Source organism: Thermithiobacillus tepidarius DSM 3134, assembly GCF_000423825.1.
Lineage (GTDB): Bacteria > Pseudomonadota > Gammaproteobacteria > Acidithiobacillales > Thermithiobacillaceae > Thermithiobacillus > Thermithiobacillus tepidarius.
Map to the genome: position 1 here is coordinate 21,441 of NZ_AUIS01000008.1, position 23,326 is coordinate 44,766.

General features: G+C 68.2%; 19 protein-coding genes. 5 read left to right on the forward strand and 14 right to left on the reverse strand.

Features of this window, described 5'->3' with window-relative positions:
* Positions 1–224 precede the first annotated feature (224 nt).
* Together G579_RS0105625 and moaA are read left to right on the forward strand one after the other, a co-directional pair.
* Positions 225–470: a carbonic anhydrase gene (locus G579_RS0105625; RefSeq protein ID WP_028989402.1), complete on the forward strand. Its 246-nt coding sequence runs from the start codon at positions 225–227 to the stop codon at positions 468–470.
* A complete protein-coding gene (gene moaA / locus G579_RS0105630) occupies positions 463–1,452 on the forward strand; it encodes a GTP 3',8-cyclase MoaA (protein WP_028989403.1) in 990 nt (329 codons plus the stop codon). Before G579_RS0105625 ends, moaA begins: the two co-directional genes overlap by 8 nt.
* A 6-nt stretch (positions 1,453–1,458) precedes the next feature.
* Here the strand turns inward: moaA and ubiT are convergent, their stop codons facing one another.
* From ubiT to G579_RS16055, 13 genes are all read right to left on the reverse strand, one after another.
* A complete protein-coding gene (gene ubiT / locus G579_RS0105635; RefSeq protein ID WP_211218662.1) occupies positions 1,459–1,875 on the reverse strand; it encodes a ubiquinone anaerobic biosynthesis accessory factor UbiT in 417 nt (138 codons plus the stop codon).
* Entirely contained in the window at positions 1,868–3,502 is a 1,635-nt protein-coding gene (locus G579_RS16045; RefSeq protein ID WP_051180933.1) for a lipoyl protein ligase domain-containing protein, read from the reverse strand. Before G579_RS16045 ends, ubiT begins: the two co-directional genes overlap by 8 nt.
* A complete protein-coding gene (gene ubiV, locus G579_RS0105645; RefSeq protein ID WP_028989405.1) occupies positions 3,499–4,395 on the reverse strand; it encodes a ubiquinone anaerobic biosynthesis protein UbiV in 897 nt (298 codons plus the stop codon). Before ubiV ends, G579_RS16045 begins: the two co-directional genes overlap by 4 nt.
* A 7-nt stretch (positions 4,396–4,402) precedes the next feature.
* Positions 4,403–5,416: a ubiquinone anaerobic biosynthesis protein UbiU gene (gene ubiU, locus G579_RS0105650; protein ID WP_028989406.1), complete on the reverse strand. Its 1,014-nt coding sequence runs from the start codon at positions 5,414–5,416 to the stop codon at positions 4,403–4,405.
* The gene (locus G579_RS0105655; protein WP_028989407.1) at positions 5,406–6,353 is read right to left on the reverse strand and encodes a TIGR01212 family radical SAM protein; all 948 of its coding nucleotides are present in this window, start codon (positions 6,351–6,353) and stop codon (positions 5,406–5,408) included. Before G579_RS0105655 ends, ubiU begins: the two co-directional genes overlap by 11 nt.
* A gap of 74 nt (positions 6,354–6,427) precedes the next feature.
* On the reverse strand, positions 6,428–7,579 hold the full coding sequence (locus G579_RS16050) for an NAD(P)H-dependent flavin oxidoreductase (RefSeq protein ID WP_038018427.1): 1,152 nt from the start codon (positions 7,577–7,579) through the stop codon (positions 6,428–6,430).
* Positions 7,580–7,604: 25 nt separating this feature from the next.
* Positions 7,605–8,357 carry a sulfite exporter TauE/SafE family protein gene (locus G579_RS0105665; RefSeq protein ID WP_028989408.1) on the reverse strand — a complete coding sequence of 251 codons (753 nt, stop codon included), beginning with the start codon at positions 8,355–8,357 and terminating at the stop codon, positions 7,605–7,607.
* An 81-nt stretch (positions 8,358–8,438) separates the two neighbouring features.
* On the reverse strand, positions 8,439–9,137 hold the full coding sequence (narI, locus tag G579_RS0105670) for a respiratory nitrate reductase subunit gamma (RefSeq protein ID WP_028989409.1): 699 nt from the start codon (positions 9,135–9,137) through the stop codon (positions 8,439–8,441).
* A 10-nt stretch (positions 9,138–9,147) separates the two neighbouring features.
* The gene (gene narJ / locus G579_RS0105675; RefSeq protein WP_028989410.1) at positions 9,148–9,669 is read right to left on the reverse strand and encodes a nitrate reductase molybdenum cofactor assembly chaperone; all 522 of its coding nucleotides are present in this window, start codon (positions 9,667–9,669) and stop codon (positions 9,148–9,150) included.
* Between the two features lie 11 nt (positions 9,670–9,680).
* Positions 9,681–11,231 (reverse strand): nitrate reductase subunit beta, encoded by a 1,551-nt coding sequence (narH, locus tag G579_RS0105680; protein WP_028989411.1) that lies wholly within the window; start codon positions 11,229–11,231, stop codon positions 9,681–9,683.
* 93 nt (positions 11,232–11,324) lie between these two features.
* Positions 11,325–15,071 carry a nitrate reductase subunit alpha gene (locus tag G579_RS0105685; protein WP_028989412.1) on the reverse strand — a complete coding sequence of 1,249 codons (3,747 nt, stop codon included), beginning with the start codon at positions 15,069–15,071 and terminating at the stop codon, positions 11,325–11,327.
* A gap of 211 nt (positions 15,072–15,282) precedes the next feature.
* The gene (locus tag G579_RS0105690; protein ID WP_028989413.1) at positions 15,283–16,668 is read right to left on the reverse strand and encodes a NarK family nitrate/nitrite MFS transporter; all 1,386 of its coding nucleotides are present in this window, start codon (positions 16,666–16,668) and stop codon (positions 15,283–15,285) included.
* Between the two features lie 40 nt (positions 16,669–16,708).
* Complete coding sequence (locus G579_RS16055) at positions 16,709–17,980, reverse strand: MFS transporter (RefSeq protein WP_051180935.1); 1,272 nt, start codon at positions 17,978–17,980, stop codon at positions 16,709–16,711.
* Positions 17,981–18,217: 237 nt separating this feature from the next.
* Between G579_RS16055 and G579_RS0105700 the strand changes: the two genes are divergently transcribed.
* The 3 genes from G579_RS0105700 to G579_RS0105710 are packed head-to-tail and all read left to right on the forward strand — an operon-like array spanning position 18,218 to position 21,720.
* On the forward strand, positions 18,218–19,078 hold the full coding sequence (locus tag G579_RS0105700) for a radical SAM protein (RefSeq protein WP_028989414.1): 861 nt from the start codon (positions 18,218–18,220) through the stop codon (positions 19,076–19,078).
* Between the two features lie 48 nt (positions 19,079–19,126).
* Positions 19,127–20,410, forward strand: coding sequence for an alginate export family protein (locus G579_RS16060; protein WP_051180938.1), 1,284 nt, complete (start codon positions 19,127–19,129; stop codon positions 20,408–20,410).
* A complete protein-coding gene (locus G579_RS0105710) occupies positions 20,410–21,720 on the forward strand; it encodes an NnrS family protein (protein WP_211218663.1) in 1,311 nt (436 codons plus the stop codon). Before G579_RS16060 ends, G579_RS0105710 begins: the two co-directional genes overlap by 1 nt.
* A 70-nt stretch (positions 21,721–21,790) precedes the next feature.
* Here the strand turns inward: G579_RS0105710 and G579_RS0105715 are convergent, their stop codons facing one another.
* The gene (locus G579_RS0105715; RefSeq protein WP_028989416.1) at positions 21,791–23,323 is read right to left on the reverse strand and encodes an NAD(P)/FAD-dependent oxidoreductase; all 1,533 of its coding nucleotides are present in this window, start codon (positions 23,321–23,323) and stop codon (positions 21,791–21,793) included.
* Positions 23,324–23,326: the final 3 nt, after the last annotated feature.

Below are 23,326 nucleotides of genomic sequence, written 5' to 3' on the forward strand. Positions count from 1 at the left end.
CAAGTACCCGCGCAAGGGGCCGCACGCAGGGGCGCAGAGCCGAAAAGCCGCCGTCTTTGACATGGGTCAAGGATTTTCCAGGGTTCCTTGCTTAGAGTGGCATTGGGAGGATAAGTGCCTGCCGCGATCCGCCGGGTCCGGGCTTCCCTTCCACGGGCTCAAGGAGACCGCCATGCCAGCAGAGCTGTCGAAGGGGCTGCGTCGGGGATGATCATTTCCCCTCCGTGCTGCGGCATACCGAGGCGCGCTCCATCACTTTGCAACTGATGCGCCTGCTGATTTACCCCACGGTGCGCAAACCCATCGAGGCGGGCGAGCTTTTCCTGCACGGCTGGCACTACATCCTCGAGGAATACGCGGTGAAGAGCCTGGATCCCGACAGCGGTCGCTTCCCGCTCCAAGAGCCCACGCCCCCGGCACTGGTGGCGTGGGGCGATGACCTGACGGAGGCCGGAGCTTGCCATGGATAAGAACATACGCACCCTGAGTGACCGGGCCGGCCGGCGCATCGACTACCTGCGCCTGTCGGTCACCGACCGCTGCGATCTGCGCTGCAGCTACTGCCTGCCCAAGGGCTTCAAGGGCTTCGAGGAGCCGGCGCAGTGGCTGTCCTTCGCCGAAATCGAGCGCCTGGCCGGCCTCTTCGCCCGCCTCGGAGTCAGCCGGGTGCGGCTGACCGGCGGCGAGCCGCTGCTGCGGCGCGACCTGGCCGAGCTGGCCGGCCGGCTCACCGCCATCCCCGACATCGCGGACCTCTCCCTGTCCACCAACGGCACGCAGCTGGCCCGGCACGCGCCGGCGCTGGCGCGGGCCGGGGTCGGCCGCATCAACGTCAGCCTGGACTCGCTGCGGCGGGAGCGGCTGGCGCGGATCACCGGGCGCGACTGCCTGGACGAGGTGCTGGCCGGCCTGGCGGCGGCGCAGGCGGCCGGCCTGCGCCCGATCAAGATCAACATGGTGGTGATGGGCGGCGTCAACGATGACGAGATCGACGACATGGTCGCCTTCTGCCTGGACCGGGGCTTCGTCCTGCGCCTGATCGAGACCATGCCCGTCGGCGAGACCGGCCGGCAGGCGGGCTACCTGGATCTGCAGCCGGTCCGGCGCCGGCTGCAGGCGCGCTTCGACCTGGTCGACAGCGTCGAGCCGGGCGGCGGGCCGGCGCGCTATCTGCGCAGCCGCGACGGCGCCTTCGCCCTCGGCTTCATCACGCCCATCTCCCAGCACTTCTGCGAGACCTGCAACCGCCTGCGCATCGGCGTGGACGGCGCGCTGCACACCTGCCTCGGAGAGGAAGGTAGCGTCGCCCTGGGTCCGCTGCTGCGCGGGCAGGCGCCCGACGCGGTCCTGGAAGCCGCCATCCGCGCCGCGCTGGAGCTGAAGCCGCTGCGCCACGAGTTCCGCGAGCAGCCGCACAAGGTGCTGCGCTTCATGGCAATGACCGGCGGCTGAGGCGCCTCAGCCGTCCACCCGCGCCATAATCGGCTGCAGCAACCGCTCGACCCAGGCGGGCGGCTCCAGCGCGTCCAGGGTGTTCTTGACCAGCAAACCCAGCTCCGTGTCGCCCTCCATGAGCAGCCGGCGGCTGAAAAAGAGCGTGTCAGGATCCTCCCGGCGCAGGGCCAGCAGCAGAAAATCATAGGCGCTGGCGCTGATGGCCAGGTCCGCCGGGCCGGGCCGGCAGGCGTGGAAGCCGCCGCCGCCCACGCCCACGAAGAAGCTCAGCCCGGCGTCGGCGACCCGGATGCGCAAGCGTTTGCCGCGCAGGGCTTGCAGCAGCTCCGCCCCGAGCCGGCGGCCGAGGGCCTGGTTCAGGGCGGCCGCGAACAGCAGCGAGTGGGGGTAGGCCGGCAAGCGGGCCAGCAGTCTAGTCATGCCCTTCGGCAAGGTGAGCCGGCTGGCCGGCGGTGTCGTTTCCCTCATGCTTCACTCCTCCCGATTGCGTCCTGTCCGTGCCGGGCACGCCCTGCATCACCCGCCGCAGCAGCGCCACCTCCAGCCGCGCCTGCGCCTGAAAGGTGCCGGCGTAGGCCTGCTCCTCCTGCTGCAGCTCGTAGCAGTTGGAGCCGCTGATGTCCATGAGCAGCGCCGGCATGCCCGCCTCGCGGAAGGCCCGGTGGCGCTTGATGAAGAAGTTGCTGCAGCACATGCCCACATAGGCCTGCACGCCCTGGGCCCGCATGCGCGCCAGGGTGGCGACCAGGTGCTCGTAATTGTTGATGGAGGTCACCGGCATGCCGCGCTCGCGGGCCAGGCGGTAGGCCTCCCCCACCTCGCACTTGCCGCATTCGGTGCAGCCATCCAGATGGCGCCACTTGCACCAGGCCGGCTTGGCGCAGTAGGGCACCAGCATCGCCTGCGCGCGCTCGAGCACGGCGTCGGCAGTCCCGGCGTGCAGCATCAGCGCGTTGGCCTCGGCGACACTCAAGCCCAGGCGCTGGCGCAGGGCGAACTTGTCCAAGGCGAGCTGCAGCACCCGCTGCAGGTCTGCGGCATCGCAACCCAGCAGATCGGCCCGCTGCCTTTGCAGCACGTGCGCCACGCAGGCGCCGGCCAGCGGCACGGGCAGATCCGCCATGGCCGCCTGCAGGGTCTCCAGCAGGGTCGCGGGCCGCAGGTGCAGGTCGGCGGCGAATTCCGCCCAGCGGATGCGTTTGCCTTCGGCATCCAGGGTGACGCGGGCGCGCAGCACGCCGCCCGCCGTCCGCCACAGGGCTTCCAGCGCCTCGCCGCGCGGCTCGCTCCAGTCGATGCGCCGCGCCTCGGCCGCCTCCTGCGCCGGCGTCGGACGCAAGCCGGCGCACAAGTGCGCGTCGGCCGGCTGAAAGCGCAGACCCAGCTCGGCGCCCAGGCCGGCCAGCAAGGACTCCTGCAGCACCGCCGGCGCCGGGCTGCGCCCCAGGCATTGGCCGAGGGTGATCAGCCGTTCGCGCGCGCCGGCCAGCCCCGAGGGAGACAGCTTCTCGGTGGGCACGCGCAAGGCCTGGAGCATGCAGCGCACGTCCGCCTCCAGCAGCAGGAATGCCTGAAACAGCAGCGACTCGCCCTCGCCGGTCAGGAAAGCCGAGGCCAGCTTGCGCCCGCCCACTTCCAGGTCGTTGGGCGCCTTGAAGGCGGCCGCCAGGCCCAAGCGCCGCAGCCCACGGGCCAGGCCCCGGCAGAAGGCCTGCAGCATCGTGCCCATATCCCCGCCGTGCCAAGCCGGCGGGCGCGGGATGATCAGGCTGAGCGCCAGTTGCCCGGCATCCTGGTAAAGGGCACCGCCGCCGCTGGGACGGCGCAGCACCTCGATGCCCTGACGCCGGCAGTAATCCAGGCGCAGCTCGCGGTCCAGGGCCTGATGGCGGCCCACGCTGGCGCTGGGCTGGTAACGGTGGAAACGCAGCAGGTTCGAGCAGTTGCCGAGGGCGTGCTCATGCAGCCACTGGCGGTCGAGAGCCAGGTTCTCGCTGCCGGCCCGCAGGCCGCTGTCCCAGACCCGGACCGGGATGCCGGCGCTCATCGTCCGCCCCCGTGGCCGGCCAGCACCAAGCCCGGCCCGCCGTGCCAGTAGCCGTCGCACGGCACGTCGGGCATTAGCGCCGCCAGCGCCTGCGCCGCCGCGACCGGCGCCAGGCGGCCGTCCAGGGCCTCGCGGAAAAGCCGAATGACGTGCTCCGTGTGCCGGGACTGCGGGCTGAGCCGCAGCACGTCCACACCCAAATCGCGCAGCTCGTCCACCGCTGCGATGAGGTTGTACACCGCGGCGGATTGGGTCTGGGTGCCGTTGAGCACCAGGAAGCCCTGGCCCTCGCGGGTGTGCAGAGTCAGCCCGTCATCCGCCTCCAGGCAGCGGAAACGGCAATCATCCTTGCTCAGATTGTGGTGGCGCGCGGTGAAGCAACGCGCCGAAAAGGCCAGCGGCAGGCGGCCGTAGGCGAAGACCTCCGTCTCCATGGCCGGGCGCTGCCGCTGCAGATGGCCCAGGGCCTCACGCCCCATTTCCACCGGCATCACCCAGCGGCGCGCCCCCAGCCCCGCCAGCCAGGCGAGGGTGGGCGGATTGTAGACGTTGAGATGGGGCCCGGCGACGAAAGGTCGGCCCGCCAGCAGGCGCAGCGCTCCCGTGTCGTTGGCCTCGACGGTGAAGCGCTCCTGATCGGCCAGCGCCCGCATGACCTTGAGGTCGGACTCGGACTCGATCAGGGCCTGGGTGCTCAGCACCACCGCCTTGCCGGCGGCGGCCAGCCGCTCCGCCAGCGCCAGCCAGTCGGGCAGGCGCAGCTCGTGGCGCCGGGAACAGACCACTTCACCGAGATAAACGATGTCCACGGGCGCGGCGGCAATCATCTCGTAGAAATCCAGGAGCCGCTGCCGCGGCCAGTAATACAGGACAGGACCCAGGGCCAGCTTCATGCGCACCTCACTTCCAGGGACGGTGATAGGCGCCAAGGGTGTGCTGCTGCCCCTCGGCCACGCGATCCAGCGCGCGGACCCAGTCCGGCCGCGCGGCATAGCCGGCGGGATCGCGCTTGCACGCGTCGATGGCCACGCGCCACACCCGCGCCACCTGGGCGACGTAGGCCGGGCTGCGCTGCCGCCCTTCGATCTTGATCGCGGCCACGCCCATGCGCAGCATGGCCGGCAACAGCGCCAGGGTGTTGAGGCTGGTCGGCTCCTCGATGGCGTAGTAGGTCTCGCCGTTCACCTGGAAGCGGCCCTTGCACAGGGTCGGGTAGCCGGCGTTCTCGTCCGCCGCGTAGCGGTCGATGAGCACGCCGTTCAGGCGCGACTCCAGGCCCCGGGCGGTGTGCTGCCAGCGCACCATCTTGGCCGGCGAGCAGACGCCGCAGGTATTGGGCGACTCGCCGGTGACGTAGGAGGACAGCGCGCAGCGCCCCTCCACCATGACGCACAGGCTGCCGAAGCCGAACAGCTCGATCTCCACCCGGCTGTGCCGCAGCACCTGCTCGACCTGGGCCAGGGACAGCACCCGCGGCAGCACCGCCCGGCACACCCCGAACTGCTCGTGATAGAAGTTGATCGCCTCGTGATTGGTGGCCGAACCCTGCACGGACAGGTGCAGGCGCAGATCCGGGTAGTTGTCCGCGGCGTAGCGCATCAGGCCCGGGTCGGCCAGGATCACGGCGTCCACGCCGAGCGCCGCCGCCTTGTCGATGGCACCATGCCACTGCTGCCAGTCCGCCGCCTGGGGGTAGGTGTTCAGAGCCAGGAACACCCGGGCGCCGCGATCGCGGGCGTAGCGGATGCCCTCGCGGGCGCCCGCCGCATCGAAGTTCAGGCCGCTGAAGTTGCGGGCGTTGGTGTTGTCGCGAAAGCCGAGATACACGCAGTCGGCGCCGTTGTCCACGGCGGCCTTGAGGGCGGGCAGGCTGCCCGCCGGGCAGACCAGCTCCAGAAGGGCATCAGATGGCACGTTGCGCTTCCTCCTTCATCATTGCGGGTGGGACGAGCTGGCCGCGGCCGCGCCGCTGCAGCTCGCGCTCGATGCCGTTGAGCACCCGCCACTTGCCCACGCACCAGTCGGGAGCCAGCAGCAGCGGCGCCGGCGCCGTGCCGGTCAGCCGGTGGAAGACCACCTGCGCCGGCGTGCGCTGGACCAGATCGGCGGCGATGTCCACGTACTCGTCCAAAGCCAGCGGCCGGTAATCGCCGCGCCGCCACTCCCGGGCCAGCTGCGTGCCCCGGACCACGTGCAGCGGGTGCAGCTTGAGGCCGTCCACGCCGAGCTCCAGCACGATATCCAGGCTGCGCCGGCAGTGCGCCGCCGTCTCGCCCGGCAGGCCGGCGATGAGGTGGGTGCAGACCGGAATGCCGCGCGCGCGGGCGGCGCGGACCGCCTGCCGGTACTCGGCCAGGCCGTGGCCGCGCCGCACCCGCGCCAGGGTCTCGTCGCAGGCCGACTGCAAGCCCAGCTCCAGCCAGACCTCCAGCCCGCCGCGGCGGTAGTCGGCCAGGAGATCCAGCACCGTGTCGGGCACGCAGTCCGGGCGCGTGCCGACGGCCAGGCCGATGACGTCCGGCTCCGCCAGCGCCTGGTCGTAGAGCGCGGCCAGCACCTCGCGCGCGGCATAGGTGTTGGTGTAGGCCTGGAAGTAGGCCAGGAAGAGCCGCGCCTTGCTGAGCCCGCCGATCACCCGCCGACCGTCGGCGAGCTGCGCCGCGATGACCGCCGGCCGGCGCCCGGCCGGATTGAAGGAGGCGTTGTTGCAGAAGGTGCAGCCGCCGTGCCCCTTGCTGCCATCCCGATTCGGGCAGGTGAAGCCGGCGTGAAGAGCCAGCTTGTGCACGCGCTCGCCGTAGCGTTGCAGCATTGCTTGCCCGAAGGTGTTCACGTAGTCGGATAGCGCCATGGGCCCCCCGCCTGGTTGACGAAGCCTCAACTTAGCCCGGCCGGCGGACCGAAACCTTGACGCGCGTCAACGATTCACGCATTCGCCTGCAGCAGATGCGCCAGCAGCTCGCCCACCGGACGGATCTCCGCGCCGAAGGGCAGGCGCCCCGCCCCCCGGAAGAAGAGCCCCTTGTCCACCTCGCCGCGCAGCGCGGCAGCCAGCTGGGCATCGATGCAGAACTGCCCCGCCCGCGCATTGCCGTCGCGCAGGCCGCAGTGGCTCAGGCAATCCAGCGCGATGGCGCAGCGCCGCCGGTCGGCCTGGGCGCAGGCCTGCAGCCGGCTTTCGCGCTTGAGATAATTTTTCAGCCAGGGCGTAAGCACCGCGCGGGCCGGCAGCCCCGCCACGCTCATGAAGGTGACGATGTCCTCCGGCCCGGCCTCGGCCAGGACGCGCTTGAAGTTGGGATGGGCGTCACCCTCCGCGGTCACGGCGAAGGGCGTGCCGATCTGCACGGCGCTGGCGCCCAGCGCAAGCAGTTCGCGGATCTGCGCGTGGCTGTGAATGCCGCCGGCCGGGATCAGGGGCACGGACTCGCGCTCGATGCCGAGTTCCCGGAACACCGCGAACACCCCTTCCAGCACCGTGGGAAAGTCGAAGCGCGGGTCCTGGATGTCCTCCGCCTTGGGCGCGCCCAGATGCCCGCCGGCGTAGCGGGGGTGCTCGAGGACGATGGCGTCTGGCAGGCGCTGCTTGCGCATCCACTTCTTCAGGACCAGGGCCGCGCCGCGCGCATCCGAGAGAATCGGAATGAGCGCCACTGCGGGAAAATCGGCGGTCAGCTCGGGCAGGTCCAGCGGCAGGCCCGCGCCCATGACGATGGCCTGGGCGCCGCTGGCGCAGGCCTGGCGCACGTAGTCCGCGTGGGCGCTGACCGCCTTCATGACGTTCACCGCCACCAGCCCCTCCCCCGCGGCCAGCTGCAGGGCGGCGCGCACTTCGCGGTCGAGGGCGAGCAGATTGATGCGTTCCAGCTCGTCCTTGTCGCGGCAGCGGCGGGTCTGCGCCAACAGGTCGGCATGGTGATGGCGCAGGTCGATGCTGGCGATGGTGCCCACCGCCCCATGGCTCGCCACCGTGCCAGCCAGGCGGTGCGCCGACACGCCGACCCCCATGCCGCCCTGAACGACGGGCAACAGCCGTTTTTCCCTGATGCGCAGCAACGGCAGATCGGTATTCAGCATGCCAGTCCTCCGGACTCCTCCGTCTTCACAAGACGCTTTTCAACAGGATGTAGCTGGCCACGAAGACCAGAAACACGGCGAATCCGCGCTTCAGGACCTCGGCGGGCAGATGGCGGCACAGCCAGGCGCCGGCGAAGCTGCCGGCGATGGCCACGCCGGTGAACAGGGCCATCAGCAGGAAGTCGATCTCCACCGCCCCCAGGTAGCCGATGAAGCCCGCGTAGGACTTGGCCGCCACCACCGCCAGCGAGGTGCCCACCGCCTCCTTCATGGGAATGCCCGAGAGCAGCACCAGGGCGGGCACGATCAGGAAGCCGCCACCCACGCCCACCAGGCCGGTCAGCAGGCCCACGGCCAGGCCGTGCAGGGCGATGCGGCCCTGGCGCGGCGCCGGAGCGTCCGCCGCGGGCGCGCCGGCGGGCGCCGGCTTCGGCCGCAGCATCTTGTAGGCGGCCAGGTACATCACCAGCGCGAAGAGGGCGAGCTGCACGCTCGCCGGCACCCGCACGCCCAGACGGGCGCCGGCGTAGGTGCCGATCACGCCCCACAGACCGAAGACGGCGGCCACCGGCAGCTTCACGTTGCCGCGGCGCCAATGGTCGACGGCGGAGATGCTGGCGGTGACGGCGACGATGCCGAGGCTCATGGCGATGGCAGGCTTGGCGCCGACGTGCAGCAGGTAGAGCAGCGCGGGGACGGCGATGATCGAGCCGCCGCTGCCGAAGAGGCCCAGCAGGATGCCGGTGGCGATGCCCGCCAGGACGACCAAGGGACTCATGACGCATCTCCCCGAAACCGGCGGCCGCCGGACTGTGGAAGTCCTGTCCGGATACTGGCCCGGACAGGACGGACGGCTTGCTCAGCGGGACAGCGCGGGCCGCTTGGTGCGCACGATCTGGTAGGGGCGCCGCAGGTAGGCGAGCGGCACGCTCCAGACGTGCACCAGGCGGGTGAAGGGGAAGAGCAGGAACACCGTCATGCCGAAGAAGAGATGGACCTTGAAGATGGTGTCCACCCCGGCGATGAGCGACGGCTGTGGCTGGAAGGTGACGATGCTCTGCGCCCATTCCGCCAAGGCGATCATCACACCCGGATTGCCGTGCTGGGCATGGCCCAGGGACACGGGGATGGTGGACAGGCCGAGCAGGAGCGTGACCAGGATCCAGCTCAGGATCAGCTTGTCGGAGAAGCGGCTGGCCGACGAGATGCGCGGGTTGAACATGCGCCGGAGCCAGAGCATGACGCCGCCGATCAGGCACATGGTCCCGAAGATGGAACCCGCCGCGATGGCGATGTACTGGTGGGTCATGTCGGACACGCCGAGGCTCAGGAAAAAGGCGTGCGGGGTCAGCAGGCCGACGAGATGGCCGAAGAAGATGGAGATGATGCCCACGTGGAAGAGATTGCTGGCCAGGCGCATGTGCTTTCTGGACAGCAGCTGGCTGGAGTCGCTCTTCCAGGTGTACTGCTCGTGGTCGAAGCGCACCCAACTGCCGATCAGGAAAATGGTCCCCGCCAGGTAGGGGTAGACGCCGTAGAGGAAATTGTGCAGGTTCATGGTCGACTCCTTAAGCGGCCTGGCTGACCAGACGGCCGCGATGTTCAATCAGACGGACGAGCGGCGCGTAGGGGCTGTGCGCCTTTTCCAGGTTGGCGGCCAGCACGTTCAGCACCTTGGCCGCATCCGCCAGGAAGAAGCGCCCCTCCGTTTCCTCCAGGGTGGAGGCGTACTCCAGGAGCAGCGGCAGGTAGTCCGGCAGCTCGCCCTCGACCGCCTCCAGCTCGTAGCTCTTGTAGTGCTCGGCAATGTCCACCATGGCCGGCCCGCGCTCGCGGTCCTCGTCGCCGAAGAGATGATGGGTCAGGTGCAGGCTGTGCTCCGGCGTCAGGTCGAAGGTCTGCACGTAATGGCCCTCCAGCGCGTAGGGGTCGGCCGCCCGCATCCAGTGCAGGAAGTCCAGCAGCGTGTCCCGCTCCGCCTCGTCGAGGCCCGGATCGGCCTCGATCCGGGCGGCGATTTCCGGCAGGTGCTCGCGCAGGGCCTGGTCCGGGTAGTCCAGCAGTCGTGACAGGATTCTGTAGATCAGCATGGGTATCTCCTTTAGCCCTTGATCTTGGCGCGCGGCACGAAGTGCAGCGGCTCCACCGTTTCCTTGCGCCGGTCGGGGAAGAGCGAGAAGCCGCTGCGGCCGGCCGAGCTGTCGTTGCCGAAGGCGAAGCCGTTCTGGCCCTGGAAGGCGTAGAAGTCCTCCAGGCGCAGCTCCTCGTGGCTGGTGGGGATGACGAAGCGGTCCTCGTAGTTGGCAATGGCCAGGTAGCGGTACATCTCCTTGGCGGTCGCCTCGTCGAGGCCGGCGGCCTCCAGGGCGCGGGTGTCGGCCTGGCCCTCCACGTGCACCGAGCGCATGTAGCTGCGCATGGCGATGAGCCGGTTCAGGGCGCTGACGATGGGCGCCTCCTGGCCGGCGGTGAGCAGGTTGGCCAAGTACTTCACCGGCAGGCGCAGGGCGTCGGCGCGCGGGATGACCCCGTCCGGCCCGGTCGGCAGGGCGCCCTGGTCGATCTGCGACTGCACCGGCGACAGCGGCGGCACGTACCAGACCATGGGCAGGGTGCGGAACTCGGGGTGCATCGGGAAGGCGATCTTCCAGTCGATGGCCATCTTGTAGATGGGCGAGCGCTGGGCGGCCTCGATCCAGGAATCCGGCACGCCGTCGGCGCGCGCCTGGGCGATCACCGCCGGATCGTTGGGGTCGAGGAAGATGTCCATCTGCGCCTTGTAGAGGTCCTGGACGCTGTCCTGGCTGGCGGTGTCCAGGATGCGGTCGGCGTCGTAGAGGACGATGCCGTTGTAGCGGATGCGCCCGACGCAGGATTCGGAGCAGACCGTGGGCAGGCCCGATTCCACGCGCGGATAGCAGCCGATGCACTTCTCGGCCTTGCCGGACTCCCAGTTGTAGAACACCTTCTTGTAGGGGCAGCCGCTGATGCACATGCGCCAGCCGCGGCACTTGTCCTGGTCCACCAGCACGATGCCGTCTTCCTCGCGCTTGTAGACCGAGCCCGAGGGACAGGCCGCCACGCAGGCCGGATTCAGGCAGTGATTGCAGATGCGCGGCAGGTACATGTGGAAGGTGTTCTCGAACTCGGCGTAGATCTGCTTCTGGATCTTGTCGAAGTTCTTGTCGGCCGCGCGCTTCTCGAACTCGCCGGCGAGGTCGTCCTCCCAGTTGGGTCCCCAGGTGACCTTCTCCATGCGGCTGCCGTCGATCTGCGACAGGGGCCGCGCCGTGGGCGCCGCCTCGGACAGGGGCGCCGTCTGCAGGTGGGCGTAGTCGTAGGTGAAGGGCTCGTAGTAGTCGTCGATCTCCGGCAGCTTCGGGTTGTTGAAGATGTTGACCAACTTGCTGGCGCGGCCGCCGGCCTTGAGCTCCAGCTTGCCGTTGCGCTTCTCCCAGCCCCCCTCCCAGATGTCCTGGTTCTCCCACTGCTTGGGATAGCCGATGCCGGGCTTCGACTCGACGTTGTTGAACCAGGCGTATTCGACACCCTTGCGATTGGTCCAGACGTTCTTGCAGGTCACCGAGCAGGTGTGGCAACCGATGCACTTGTCCAGGTTGAACACGAAGGCAAACTGTGCGCGGACTTTCATATCTTTCTCCTGAATTCAAAGGGTGGAGAATGAGCCATGGGGATGGACGAGAGAGTTACCCATGGGGCGTTGCCTCATTCTCCACAAAACTTGCTAGCGGACGCCGGGCGGGTTGAGCGCGGCTTCGCGCTCCGGCGTCAGTCCCCGCTCCAGCCAGTTGACGTCGCGGTCCTCGATCTTGTGCAGCACCACGTACTCGTCGCGCTGCGAACCGACCGTGCCGTAGTAGTTGAAGCTGTAGCTCAGCTGGGCGTAGCCGCCGATCATGTGGGTCGGCTTGACCACCACCCGGGTCACGCTGTTCAAGATGCCGCCGCGCTTGCCCGTGGACGGCGATCCGGGCACGTTCACGATCTTCTCCTGGGCGTGGTACATCATGGCCATGCCGCGCGGGATGCGCTGGCTCACCACCACGCGCGCCACCGTGGCGCCGTTGGCGTTGACCGCTTCCACCCAGTCGTTGTCCTGCAGCCCGATGGAGCGGGCGTCGGCCTCGGCCACCCACACCGTGGGGCCGCCGCGGAACAGGTTCAGCATGCGCAGGTTGTCGTTGTAGGTGCTGTGAATGCCCCACTTGCTGTGCGGCGTGATCCAGTTGAGCACCAAGTGCGGCTTGCCGCGCACCGCCGCCGGGATGCTGCTGTGGGCCCTGAGGTCGACCGGCGGGCGGTAGGCGCAGAAGCCCTCGCCGAAGTCCAGCATCCATTCGTGGTCCTGGTAGAACTGGGCGCGCCCGGTCAGCGTGCGGAACGGGATGTGCTCGTGGATGTTGGTGTAGCCGGCGGTGTAGCTCACGTGCTCGGACTCGATGCCGCTCCAGGTGGGCGCCGTGATGATCTTGCGCGGCTGCGCCTGGATGTCGCGGTAGTGGATCTTGTCCTCGCGCCGGCCCTCGCACAGATGCAGGTGGTCGACGCCGGTCTTCTGCGAGAGCCTGGTCCAGGACTTGTGCGCCACCTCGCCGTTGGTCTCGGGCGCCATCAGGAGCACCGTATCGCAGACGTGGATGTCCTCGGCCAGCGAGGGCATGCCCTGGCTGATGCCTTCATCCTGGATGGTGCCGTTGAGGTGCTTGAGCTCCTCGTACTCGGCTTCGGTGTTCCAGTCGATGCCCTTGACGTTGTTGCCGGCCTTGCTCATCAACGGGCCCAGGGCGGTGAATTTCTTGTAGGTGTTGGCGTAGTCGCGCTCCACCAGCTTCAGCAGCGGCAGGGTCTTGCCCGGCACCGGCTCGCACTCGCCCTTCTTCCAGTCCTTGACGCCCAGCGGCTGGGCCAGCTCCATGGGCGAGTCGTGCATCATGGGCACCGCCAGCAGATCCTTGCGGGTGCCGAGGTGCTTGGCCGCCAGCGCCGAGAACTGCCTGGCGATGGTCTTGAAGATCTGCCAGTCGGACTTGGACTCCCAGCCCGGCGTCACCGCCTCGCTCAACGGGTGGATGAAGGGATGCATGTCCGTGGTGTTGAGGTCGTTCTTCTCATACCAGGTGGCGGTCGGCAGGATGATGTCCGAGTAGGCGCCGGTGGAGTTCAGGCGGAAGTTGATGTCCACCAGCAGGTCGAGCTTGGCGATGGGCGCCTCCTCGCGCCAGCGGATTTCCTTGGACTCGCGGCCTTCCGTGCCGTCCGTCATCACGCCGTTCTGGGCGCCCAGCAGATGCTTCAGGAAATACTCGTGGCCCTTGGCGCTGGAGCCCAGCAGATTGGCGCGCCAGACGAAGAGGTTGCGCGGGAAGTTGGCCGGGTTGTCGATGTCCTCGGATGCGAAGGCCAGCTTGCCGCTCTTGAGCTGCTCCACCACGTACTTGGCCACCCCGGCCTCGTCCTTGGCGCCGGCCTTTTCCGCCGCGGCGACGATCTCCAGGGGATTGCGGTCGAAGTGCGGGGCCGAGGGCAGCCAGCCCAGCCGCTGAGACACCACGTTGTAGTCGCCCAGGCTATAGCCCCGGTACTTGCCCTTGGCCGTGTCGGCCAGGAGCTCGTCGGCGGCCACGCGCTCGTAGCGCCACTGGTCGGTATGGAAGTAGAAGAAGGTGGTGCCGTTCATGGTGCGCGACGGCCGGTGCCAGTCCTGGGCGAAGGCCACCGGCGCCCAGCCGGCCTGCGGCCGCAGCTTCTCCTGGCCCACGTAGTGCGCCCAGCCGCCGCCGCTCTGACCCACGCAGCCGCACAGGTGCAGCAGGTTCATGATGGCGCGGTAGTTCATGTCGTTGTGGAACCAGTGGTTGATCGCCGCGCCCAGGATGACCATGGACTTGCCCTGGGTCTTGGCGGCGTTGTCGGCGAACTCGCGGCCGGTGCGGATCACGTCGGCGCGCTTGACGCCGGTGATCTTCTCCTGCCATGCCGGGGTGTAGGGCACCCGGGCGTCGTCGTAGGAACTGGCCACGTTCTCCCCGCCCAGACCGCGGTCCAGGCCGTACTGGGCCACCTGCAGGTCGAAGACCGAGGCGACGTAGGCTTCCTCGCCGCCGGCCAGCCGGATCCGGCGCACCGGCACATTGCGGTAGAGGAGCGAGGACTCGCCCGGCGTGAAGTGCGGGAAGCCGACCGGCACCACCGCGTCATGGTGCTCGATGCAGGACAGCTCCGCCCGGATCGCGGACTGGTCGGCGGCGTTCTTGGGCAGCAGGTTCCACTTGCCCTCCTCGCCCCAGCGGTAGCCGATGGAGCCGTTGGGCGCCACGAAGGCTCCGCTCACTTCGTCATAGACGATGGTCTTCCACTCGGGATTGTTGGCTTCGCCGAGCTGGCCGTCGAAGTCGGAAGCGCGCAGGAAACGGTCGCTGGCGTAGCCTTGGCCGTGCGGGCGCAGGATCACCTGCATGGGCAGGTCGGTGTAGGTGCGGGCGTAGTCCAGGAAATAGGGTTCCTGGCGCTCGAGGAAGAACTCCCTGAGCACCACGTGGCCCATGGCCATGAAGACGGCGGCGTCCGTGCCCTGGCGCACCGGCATCCACAGATCGGCGAACTTCACGTACTCGGCGTAATCCGGGGCCATGGACACCACCTTGGCGCCCTTGTAGCGCACTTCCGAGTAGAAGTGGGCGTCCGGGGTGCGGGTCATGGGCAGGTTGGCGCCGCAGACGATGAGATAGGTGGAGTTGTACCAGTCGGCCGCTTCCGGCACGTCGGTCTGCTCGCCCCAGACCTGCGGGCTCGAAGGCGGCAGGTCGCAGTACCAGTCGTAGAAGGACAGCGGCACGCCGCCGATCAGCGACAGGTAGCGCGAGCCCGCCGCATAGCTGATCATGGACATGGCCGGGATCGGCGAGAAGCCGATCACCCGGTCCGGGCCGTGCTGCTTGATAGTGTGGACGTTGGCGGCGGCGATCAGCTCCGTCACCTCGTCCCAGTTGCTGCGCACGAACCCGCCCAGGCCGCGCACGGCGGTGTACTGCTTGCGCTTGGCCGGATCGGCCTGGATGGCGGCCCAGGCTTCCACCGGGTCCTTGCCGGCGGCGCGCTCGGCGCGGTAGAGCTCCAGCAGGCGGCCGCGGATCATGGGGTGCTTGATCCGGTGGGGGCTGTACAGGTACCAGGAGTAGCTGGCGCCGCGCTGGCAACCGCGCGGCTCGTGGTTGGGCATGTCCGGACGGGTGCGCGGATAATCGGTCTGCTGGATCTCGAAGGCCACCAAACCGTTCTTGACGTGAATTTTCCAGCTGCAGCCGCCCGTACAGTTCACCCCGTGGGTGGAGCGCACCACCTTGTCGAATTGCCAGCGCCGCCGGTAGGCATCCTCCCATTGCCGGTCCTCGCTGGTCACGATCCCGTGTCCCTTGGAGAACGTGTCCTGGACCTTGTTGAAAAACTTCAGACGATCGATAAAGTGGCTCATATTGCCTCCAAGTCAGCCCCTGATCGGCATTTCAGAATCTTCTGATGCCTTTGTCGGTTGTTATCACACCACGAAGCGGGGCGACGGTTGTTGATGTATGTCAAAAAAGCCCGATTCGCTTCCGGTCCGTCCACGCGCGCGCTCATCCCCTTTGGCGCGCGGACGGACGCGGGGCGCGGCCGCGAATGCGCGACCGCGCCCCGGATGCCCCTCAGCTCGGCATTTCCGCGTTCTTGCGCGAATAGAACCACCAGGTAATCAGCAGGCAGCTCACGTAGAAGGCGATGAAGACGTAGAGTGCCGCCTGCGGGCCGCCGGTCATGGCCATGGAGGTGCCGAAGCCCTTGGGGATGAAAAAGGCCCCGTAGGCGCCCACCGCCGAGCTGAAGCCGAGCACCGCGGCCGCCTCCCGGTTGGCGTCCTTGACCGCCTGCTCCTCGGCGGCCCGCCCCTTGCCGGCCGCGGCGCGCTGGTGATGGGTGGTGAAGATCACCGGGATCATGCGGAAGGTGGAGGCGTTGCCCACGCCGCTGGCGGCGAAGAGCACCATGAACATGGCGAAGAACATCCAGAAATTGCCGCCGGCGCCGTCATGGGGCAGGAAGGCCAGCACGCCGAACACCGCCAGCGCCATCACGATGAAGGTCCAGAAGGTCACCACCGCGCCGCCCAGCTTGTCGGAGATCCAGCCGCCGGCCACCCGCGCCAAGGCGCCGATCAGCGGCCCCAGGAAAGCGTACTGGGTCGGATTCACGTCGGGAAACTGGGTCTTGGTGAAGAGCGGGAAGCCCGCGGAGTAGCCGATGAAGGAGCCGAAGGTGCCGATGTAGAGCCAGCACATCAGCCAATTGTGCTTGCGCTTGAAGATCACCGCCTGCTCGGCGAAGGAGGCCTTGGCGGCATCCAGGTCGTGCATGCCGAACCAGGCGGCCAGGGTCGCCAGCGCGATGAAGGGCACCCAGATGAAGCCGGCGTTCTGCAGCCACATGTCCTTGCTCACGCCGTCCTTGAGCCAAGTCTGCGAGTCGCCGCCCAGGGCGCCGAACACCCCGGCCGTGATCACCAGCGGCACCAGGAACTGCATGGCGCTCACCCCCAGGTTGCCGAGCCCGGCGTTGAGGCCCAAGGCCGTGCCCTTCTCCGCCTTGGGGAAGAAAAAGCTGATGTTGGCCATGCTGGAGGCGAAGTTGCCGCCGCCGAAGCCGCTCAGGATGGCGAGCAGCACCATGGTGCTGTAGGGCGTGTCCGGGTTCTGCACGGCGAAGCCGATGCCCAGGGCCGGGATCAGCAGCGAGGCGGTGCTCAGGGTGGTCCACTTGCGCCCGCCGAAGATCGGCACCATGAACGAGTAGAAGATGCGCAGGGTGGCCCCCGACAGGCCGGGCAGCGCTGCCAGCCAGAAGAGTTGGTTGTTGTCGTACTTGAAGCCGACGTTGGGCAGGTTCACCACCACCATGCTCCACACCATCCACACCGCGAAGGCGAGGAACAGGGCCGGAATGGAGATCCACAGGTTGCGCCGGGCGATCGCCTTGCCCTCCGCTTTCCAGAAGAGCTGGTCTTCCGGATTCCAACGGGTTAATACATGGGCTGCCATGACTTCCTCCTTTCACTCAGGGTGGGTTCAGCCGTAATGCTCACACTCGTTGCGCCACGGCGCCGGCGACCGGACTCGGCTTCCGGCCCTCCTTGCGCGCGGGCACGATTTCGGTCCAGTACATCCACACCAGGGACACCAGGGTGATGCCCCACAGCAGCATGAAGATGCTGGAATTGACGCCGGTGAAGTCCAGCAGCACGCCGAACATGATGGGCAGCAGGAAGCCGCCCAGGCCGCCGGCCAGGCCGACCACGCCGGACACCACGCCCATGTTCTGCTTGTAATCGTCGGCGATGTATTTGAAGACCGAGGCCTTGCCGATGGCCCAGGCCGTGCCCATGACGAACATGATCACGGTGAACACCGGCGGCGTGAGGCCGATGGCGAAGTGCATCTCGCCGTGCTGGGTGCGGACGGTCAGCTCGGTTTGCGGATAGGCCAGGAAAAAGAGGCACACCCAGGAGACGAGCAGCACCCACCAGGTGACCGGGTGCGCGCCCCACTTGTCCGACAGCCAGCCGCCGAAGGCGCGCAGCACGCCGCCCGGCAGCGAGAAGGCCGCCGCCAGCAGCGCCGCCGTTTTCAGATCGAATCCGTATTCGGCGACGTAGTACTTGGTCATCCACAGGGCCAGCGCCACGTAGCCGCCGAAGACCAGGGAATAATATTGGGAGTACTTCCAGACCTTGGGATCGCGCAGGGCGAGCAGCTGGTCCCGGAAGGTCACGTGCCGGGGCGCGCAATGCGCCGGGTCGGAGTAGGTCAGGAACCAGAACAACAATGCCACGACGAGCATGGCGGCGGCGTAGACGGTCGGCACCATGGTCCAGCCGTAGGCCACCACGATGGACGGCGCCACGAACTTGGTCAGCGCCGCGCCGGCGTTGCCGGCGCCGAAGATGCCCATGGCCAGGCCCTGGCGCGTCTTGCCGAACCAATGGGCCACGTAGCTGATGCCTACCGAGAAGGCGCCGCCGGCCAACCCCACGAAGAGCCCCAGCAGCAGAAACTGCCAGTACTGTGTTGCCCGCCCAACAAGATAAATGGGTATGATTGTCCCTAACATGACCGCAAAAAAAACGCTGCGGCCGCCGAGCTTGTCGGTCAGCATGCCGAGCGGCAGGCGCACCAGGGCGCCGGTCAGGATCGGGGTGGCGGCCAGCAGGCCGAACTGGGTCTCGTTGAGTCCGAGCTGCTCTTTGATCGGGATGCCGATGATGGAGAACATGACCCACACGGCGAAACACGTGGTGAAGGCCACGGTGCTCATCGTCAGGACCGACATCTGTTTGTAGCGTTGACTTGCCATGGCGCGCCTCCCGTCCTCCTGATTGAAGGGCTTGACCGACGCGCTCAAGGTGACATGAAGCAAGGGCCGGAACCTTGATGCAAGTCAAAAAAAACGCTTTTCAGGGGGCCGGGCCGGCGGGCGGAATCCGTGTTTTTTTGACCTTGATCAAGGCCGGTGGACGCGGCCGCACCAGACAATGCCGATACAGAGCCGGCCTCCGGGCCGGGACACACCCTGACCCACAGGAGGTGCGCCGTGCCCCATGCGTCCCAGGTGCTGAGCTTTGACGAGCACAGCCGCAACAGCGCCGGACTGAGCTACGTCTATCCGGTGATCTCGCGCCGCACCGGCGGCGTTTCAATCGGCATCAATCTGAATCCCAACCACGCCTGCAACTGGCGCTGCGTCTATTGCCAGGTGCCCGCACCCAGGCGCGGCGCGGCGCCGCCGATCCACATCGGCCTGTTGGCCCGGGAATTGCGTGGTTTTCTGCGGCAAGTGCTGGATGGCGATTTCATGATCCGGCGAGTGCCGCCCGAGGCACGCCGGCTGAGCGATATCGCCCTGTCCGGCAATGGCGAACCGACGCTCTCCCCCAACTTCGACGAGGTGCTCGAATGCATCGCGCAGATCATGGATGAGTTCCACCTGAACGGACGAATCAAGCTGCTCCTGTTGACCAACGGCAGCCTGCTTTCCCGCCTGCGTGTACGGCAGGGGCTGACGCAGATGGCGGCGCGCAACGGCGAGATCTGGTTCAAGGTGGACAGCGCCAGCCGCATGGGCATGTATCGAATCAACGGCATCCGCCAAGTGGTGAAGCGCATGACCCACAACATCGCCTTGGCCGCGCGCACCTGTCCCACCTGGCTGCAGACCTGCCTCTTCGCCTGGGACGGCCAGCCGCCGCCTCCGGAGGAAACCCAGGCCTATCTGAAACTGCTGCGCAACCTGCAGGCGGACTGCGTACCCCTGCGCGGCGTGCACCTCTACGGACCAAGCCGGCCCGTCCAACGCCCCGAAGCGGTGCACGTGTCGCGGCTGCCGGCGGCCTGGATGCGGGACTTCGCCCTCAGGGTCGAGGGCCTGGGCATCCCGGTCAAGCTGGTGACCTGAAGCAGGACCTACGTTGTACCGGCTGCATCACCCACAAAGGAGAAAGCCATGCGCAAGCCCCACCCCCTCTCCCTGTCCGCGGCCCTGCTGCTGGCCCTGAACCTGTCCGCGCCGGCAGCAAGCGCGGACGTGCTGAGCGACGCCATCAGCGGCGGCAAAGTCAGCCTGCAGCTGCGCCCGCGCTATGAGTTCGTGAACCAGGACGGCAAGACCGAGAACGCCCAGGCCTTCACCATGCGCACCCTGCTCGGCTACAGCACCCGGCCGGTGGCCGGCCTCGGCGCCACCCTGCAGCTCAGCAACGTCACTCATCTGGCCAACGACGCCTTCTTCGACGGCAGCAACGGCAAGACCCAGTACCCAACCGTGGCCGACGCGGAGCGGACCGCGGTCAATCAGGCGCTGCTGAGCTACACGGGCCTGCCGCAGACCACCCTGAAGCTGGGCCGACAGATCATCACCCTGGACAACCATCGCTTCATCGGCAACGTGGACTGGCGCCAGAACATGCAGACTTTCGACGGCGTGAGCTTGGAGAACAAAAGCTTGGCGGGCGTGACCCTGTATGCCGCCTATCTGACCCGGGTGCATGCCAGCTACGCTCACTTCCAGCCGCCGGTGGGACAAAACGAAAACCTGCAACCGGTACGCCTGACCCTGCTGCGCGCCGGCATCGAGCCGGTCAAGGGCACGACCCTGGCCGGCTTCGGCTACTTCTACGACGACCGCACCAAGGCCGACGGGGCAGCCAACAACCTGTCCAACGGCATCACCGGCCTGCGCCTGGACGGCGGCTATCCATTGGGCGGGGTGAAGGCGCTGTACACGGCCGAGTACGCCAAACAACTGGCCTACGCCGGCGGCCGCGCCGGGCTCAACACCGATTACTGGCACCTGGGCGCCGGCCTGAGTTGGCCGCAGTTCCACAACATCAGCGCCAGATTCGATTACGAAGTGCTCGGCACCAACGCCAACGCCACTTACGGCTTCCAGACGCCGCTGGCGACCAGGCACGCCTTCAACGGCTGGGCCGACCTCTTCCTGACCACCCCCGGCAACGGCCTGCGCGATCTCTTCGCTACCCTGGGCGCCACCGTCGCCAAGGCGCAGCTCTCCATGGTCTACCACGATTACCGCTCCGATGCCGGCGACGTGCGCTTCGGCAGCGAAATCGACTTTCTGGCAACTTATCCGCTGATGCAGCGTCTGACCCTGGGGGCCAAGTACGCCGATTACCGCGCCGACGAGCAGGCCGGCGTCAACTTCCCCGGCACAGCCCAAGCCAACGTGGATATCCAGAAGACCTGGGTGTTCATGACCTACAATTACTGATGAGCAAGACGACTTTCCCGCGCCCGGGGCTGGCGGAACAGCTCCCGGCTGCGCGGCCCGGCATGGAGGAGGAAAAAGGCGTGGCTGGCAAACTCTCCTGGTGGCGCCAGCTCGGTGCCGCCCCGCACCGGCTCATGTTTCTGTTCGGGGCGCTGCAGGCCGTCGGCGCCATGCTGTGGTGGCTCGTGGATCTGCTGGGCCGTTATGCCCAAGTCTACGCGCCGCTGCCGTGGAGCATTCCGCCCGCCTGGGGGCACGCCTTCCTGCTGATCTACGGCTTCTTTCCCTTCTACATCTTCGGCTTCCTGATGACCACCTACCCCAACTGGCTGAACGGGGCGAAGGTCCCGCCGGCGCGCTTTGTGCCGGCGGCCCTGCTGATGGCGGCGGGCATGCTGCTGTTCTACGTCGGACTGGTCGCCGGCCGGGCGCTGCTGCCCGGCGCCGTGCTGCTGCTCCTGGCCGGCTGGGGCCTGGGGCTCGCCACCCTGCTGGAGATCCAGTGGCGCAGCCGGGAGGCCGACAAGCGCCATGCCCGCGTCACCAGCCTGGGCCTGAGCCTGGGCTGGCTGGGGGCCGCCGCCTTCGGCCTGGGGCTGCTCGGCGGCAACCCGCGCTGGATCGAGATCAGCCGCGGCGTGGGCGTCTGGCTCTTCCTGCTGCCGGTCTTCTTCACCGTCAGCCACCGCATGATCCCCTTCTTCTCCAGCCGCGTGCTGGCCCCCTACGTCATTTATCGGCCGTACTGGGTGTTCGGGGCCGTGCTGGCCGGCGCCGCCGGGCATGTCCTGCTGGAACTGCTCGGCCTTCTTGCCTGGCGCTGGCTCGTCGACCTGCCCCTGCTGGCCATCGCCGTCCTGCTGTCCTGGCGCTGGGGGCTGCGGCGCAGCTTGCAGGCGCGCCTGCTGGCCGTGCTGCACCTGTCCTTCCTGTGGCTGGCCGTGGCCCTCGCCCTCTACGGCCTGCAAAGCCTGGGCGCGCTGCGGGATCCCGCTGGCGTGCCGTTCGGGCTCGCCCCCCTGCACGCCCTGGCCATCGGCTTTTTCGCTTCCATGGTCATCGGCATGGCCTCGCGCGTGACCCTGGGCCACTCGGGCCGGCCGCTGGTGGCTGACGCGATCACCTGGGCGCTCTTCCTGGGCATGCAGGCCACCGCCCTGCTGCGCGTTCTCCCCGACCTGGGCCTGCCGCTCGCCCCCGGGCTGGCCTACCCCCTGGCCGCCCTGGTCTGGCTGGCCAGCGTCGGCCCCTGGGCGGCCAAATACGCGCCGCTCTACTGGCGGCCCCGGGCCGACGGCAAGCCGGGCTGAGGCACGCCCCCCCTGAAACGCCTTGCCCGCCAGCGGCGGGCAAGGTCGCAACGCACGCCGGCCGCCGCGCTCAGGGGGCGCCGGCCTCGAACTCCGCCCCCGGTCGCCGTTCCGGCAGCTCGGCGAGCACGATCTGCCGGCGCGCCCGTTCCACGTCTTCCCGCAAGCGCCCGCCGATCAGGGCACGGGCATCCTTGAGGGCGGCGCTCAGCAGCTCGGCGGCGACGCTGCCTTCGTCGCGGCCGAACACCTGGGCCAGGGCCCGGAGTTCGTAATCCAGTTCCTGCTGCACGGGCACATCCAGGTGGGTTGCCGCCCGCCCAGCGGCCGGCAGCGGCGCGGCCTGCCCCTGGCTGGACTCCAGGCGGCGCACCACGGTGGCCACGCTGCTGGCCCCGGCCGTGGGCCCGAGCTTGATCTTGTTGAGGAAATAGTTTTCGAAATCCACCTTGGCCAGATGCACCCAGCGCCCCTGCTTGAGCCAATTGATGTCGCGCAGCGGCACCTGGGGCGCAGACAGGTAGGCAGCGCCGGTCTCGCCCATGTCCGCCAGCCAGCGGGCCCGCAGCGGCGCCGAACTGGCCGGCGCCTGCCCGTCGCGGGCCGCCAGGATGTTGTGCACCACGCTGTCGACCTCCTGCTGGATGGAATAGACCGAGGCCGGCGCACCGATGGGCACCGGCGTGGGCGCCACCGGCGGGCGCGATACGCAGACGCCGGCGGCGAACACCTCGGGGTGCCCGGGATTGCGCAGGTATTCGTCGACGCGCACGAAGCCGCGCTCGTCGGTCAGGTCGGGACTGGCCCGCAGGGCGGCGACGCCGCGGAAGGCGGGCCAGTACACGCTGAAGGCGAAGGGCAGCGCATGGGCCTGGGTTTCGCGGCCGCTGCCGTCGTGCTCCATGACGTGGATCTGGCCCGCCTCCACCCGCAGGGTCCTGGCGTTGCACAGATAGCCGATCTTCGCCTCGTGCAGCGCCGCCTCCAGCAGACTGCGCGCCTCGCTGTCGCCGATGCCCAGGTGTCCCACGTAGGGCTCCGGGGTCACCAGGGTGATGGGGATGCGCTCGCGCATGCCCCGCCGGCGCAGATCGGCGTCCAGCAGGAAAGCGTATTCATATACCGGGCCCAGGATGGACGCGCCCTGGGCGGCGCCGATGACGATCGGCCCCGGCTTGGCGAGAAAATCCCGATAGGCGGCCCGGGTCCGCAGCGCCTGCTCCAGGTGGATGACCGCATGGGTATGGGCGGCGAGCCCGTCGATCTCGTCGAAGGCCGCTTCCAGGCCGGTGGCCAGCACCAGGAAATCATAGTCCAGGCCGCCGCCGTCGGCGAGTTCCAGCCGCTTGCCCGCGGCATCGACGCGGGCCACCGGCCGGGCGAGGAAGTCGATGCCGCGCTCGGCCAGATAGGGACCGATGGGAAAGGCGATGTCGTTGCGATCGCGCCAGCCCGCGGCCAGCCAGGGGTTGGAAGGGACGAAATGGAAGTAGTCCCGGTCGGACAGGACCGTCACCCGGTCCTGCGGCCCGAGCCGCTCCCGCAGGGCGTAGGCCGCCGGCACGCCGGCGATACCCGCGCCCACCACTGCCACATGTGTCATGGT

Bases quoted from the DNA above. Each gene is read 5' to 3' on its own strand.
- G579_RS16045 (WP_051180933.1), bottom strand. From the start codon at position 3,502: ATGAGCGCCGGCATCCCGGTCCGGGTCTGGGACAGCGGCCTGCGGGCC.
- G579_RS0105715 (WP_028989416.1), bottom strand. From the start codon at position 23,323: ATGACACATGTGGCAGTGGTGGGCGCGGGTATCGCCGGCGTGCCGGCG.
- narJ (WP_028989410.1), bottom strand. From the start codon at position 9,669: ATGCTGATCTACAGAATCCTGTCACGACTGCTGGACTACCCGGACCAG.
- G579_RS16050 (WP_038018427.1), bottom strand. From the start codon at position 7,579: ATGCTGAATACCGATCTGCCGTTGCTGCGCATCAGGGAAAAACGGCTG.
- narI (WP_028989409.1), bottom strand. From the start codon at position 9,137: ATGAACCTGCACAATTTCCTCTACGGCGTCTACCCCTACCTGGCGGGG.
- G579_RS0105655 (WP_028989407.1), bottom strand. From the start codon at position 6,353: ATGGCGCTATCCGACTACGTGAACACCTTCGGGCAAGCAATGCTGCAA.
- ubiT (WP_211218662.1), bottom strand. From the start codon at position 1,875: ATGACTAGACTGCTGGCCCGCTTGCCGGCCTACCCCCACTCGCTGCTG.
- G579_RS16055 (WP_051180935.1), bottom strand. From the start codon at position 17,980: ATGGCAAGTCAACGCTACAAACAGATGTCGGTCCTGACGATGAGCACC.
- ubiV (WP_028989405.1), bottom strand. From the start codon at position 4,395: ATGAAGCTGGCCCTGGGTCCTGTCCTGTATTACTGGCCGCGGCAGCGG.
- G579_RS0105690 (WP_028989413.1), bottom strand. From the start codon at position 16,668: ATGGCAGCCCATGTATTAACCCGTTGGAATCCGGAAGACCAGCTCTTC.
- narH (WP_028989411.1), bottom strand. From the start codon at position 11,231: ATGAAAGTCCGCGCACAGTTTGCCTTCGTGTTCAACCTGGACAAGTGC.
- G579_RS0105685 (WP_028989412.1), bottom strand. From the start codon at position 15,071: ATGAGCCACTTTATCGATCGTCTGAAGTTTTTCAACAAGGTCCAGGAC.
- G579_RS0105665 (WP_028989408.1), bottom strand. From the start codon at position 8,357: ATGAGTCCCTTGGTCGTCCTGGCGGGCATCGCCACCGGCATCCTGCTG.
- G579_RS16060 (WP_051180938.1), top strand. From the start codon at position 19,127: ATGCGCAAGCCCCACCCCCTCTCCCTGTCCGCGGCCCTGCTGCTGGCC.
- G579_RS0105710 (WP_211218663.1), top strand. From the start codon at position 20,410: ATGAGCAAGACGACTTTCCCGCGCCCGGGGCTGGCGGAACAGCTCCCG.
- moaA (WP_028989403.1), top strand. From the start codon at position 463: ATGGATAAGAACATACGCACCCTGAGTGACCGGGCCGGCCGGCGCATC.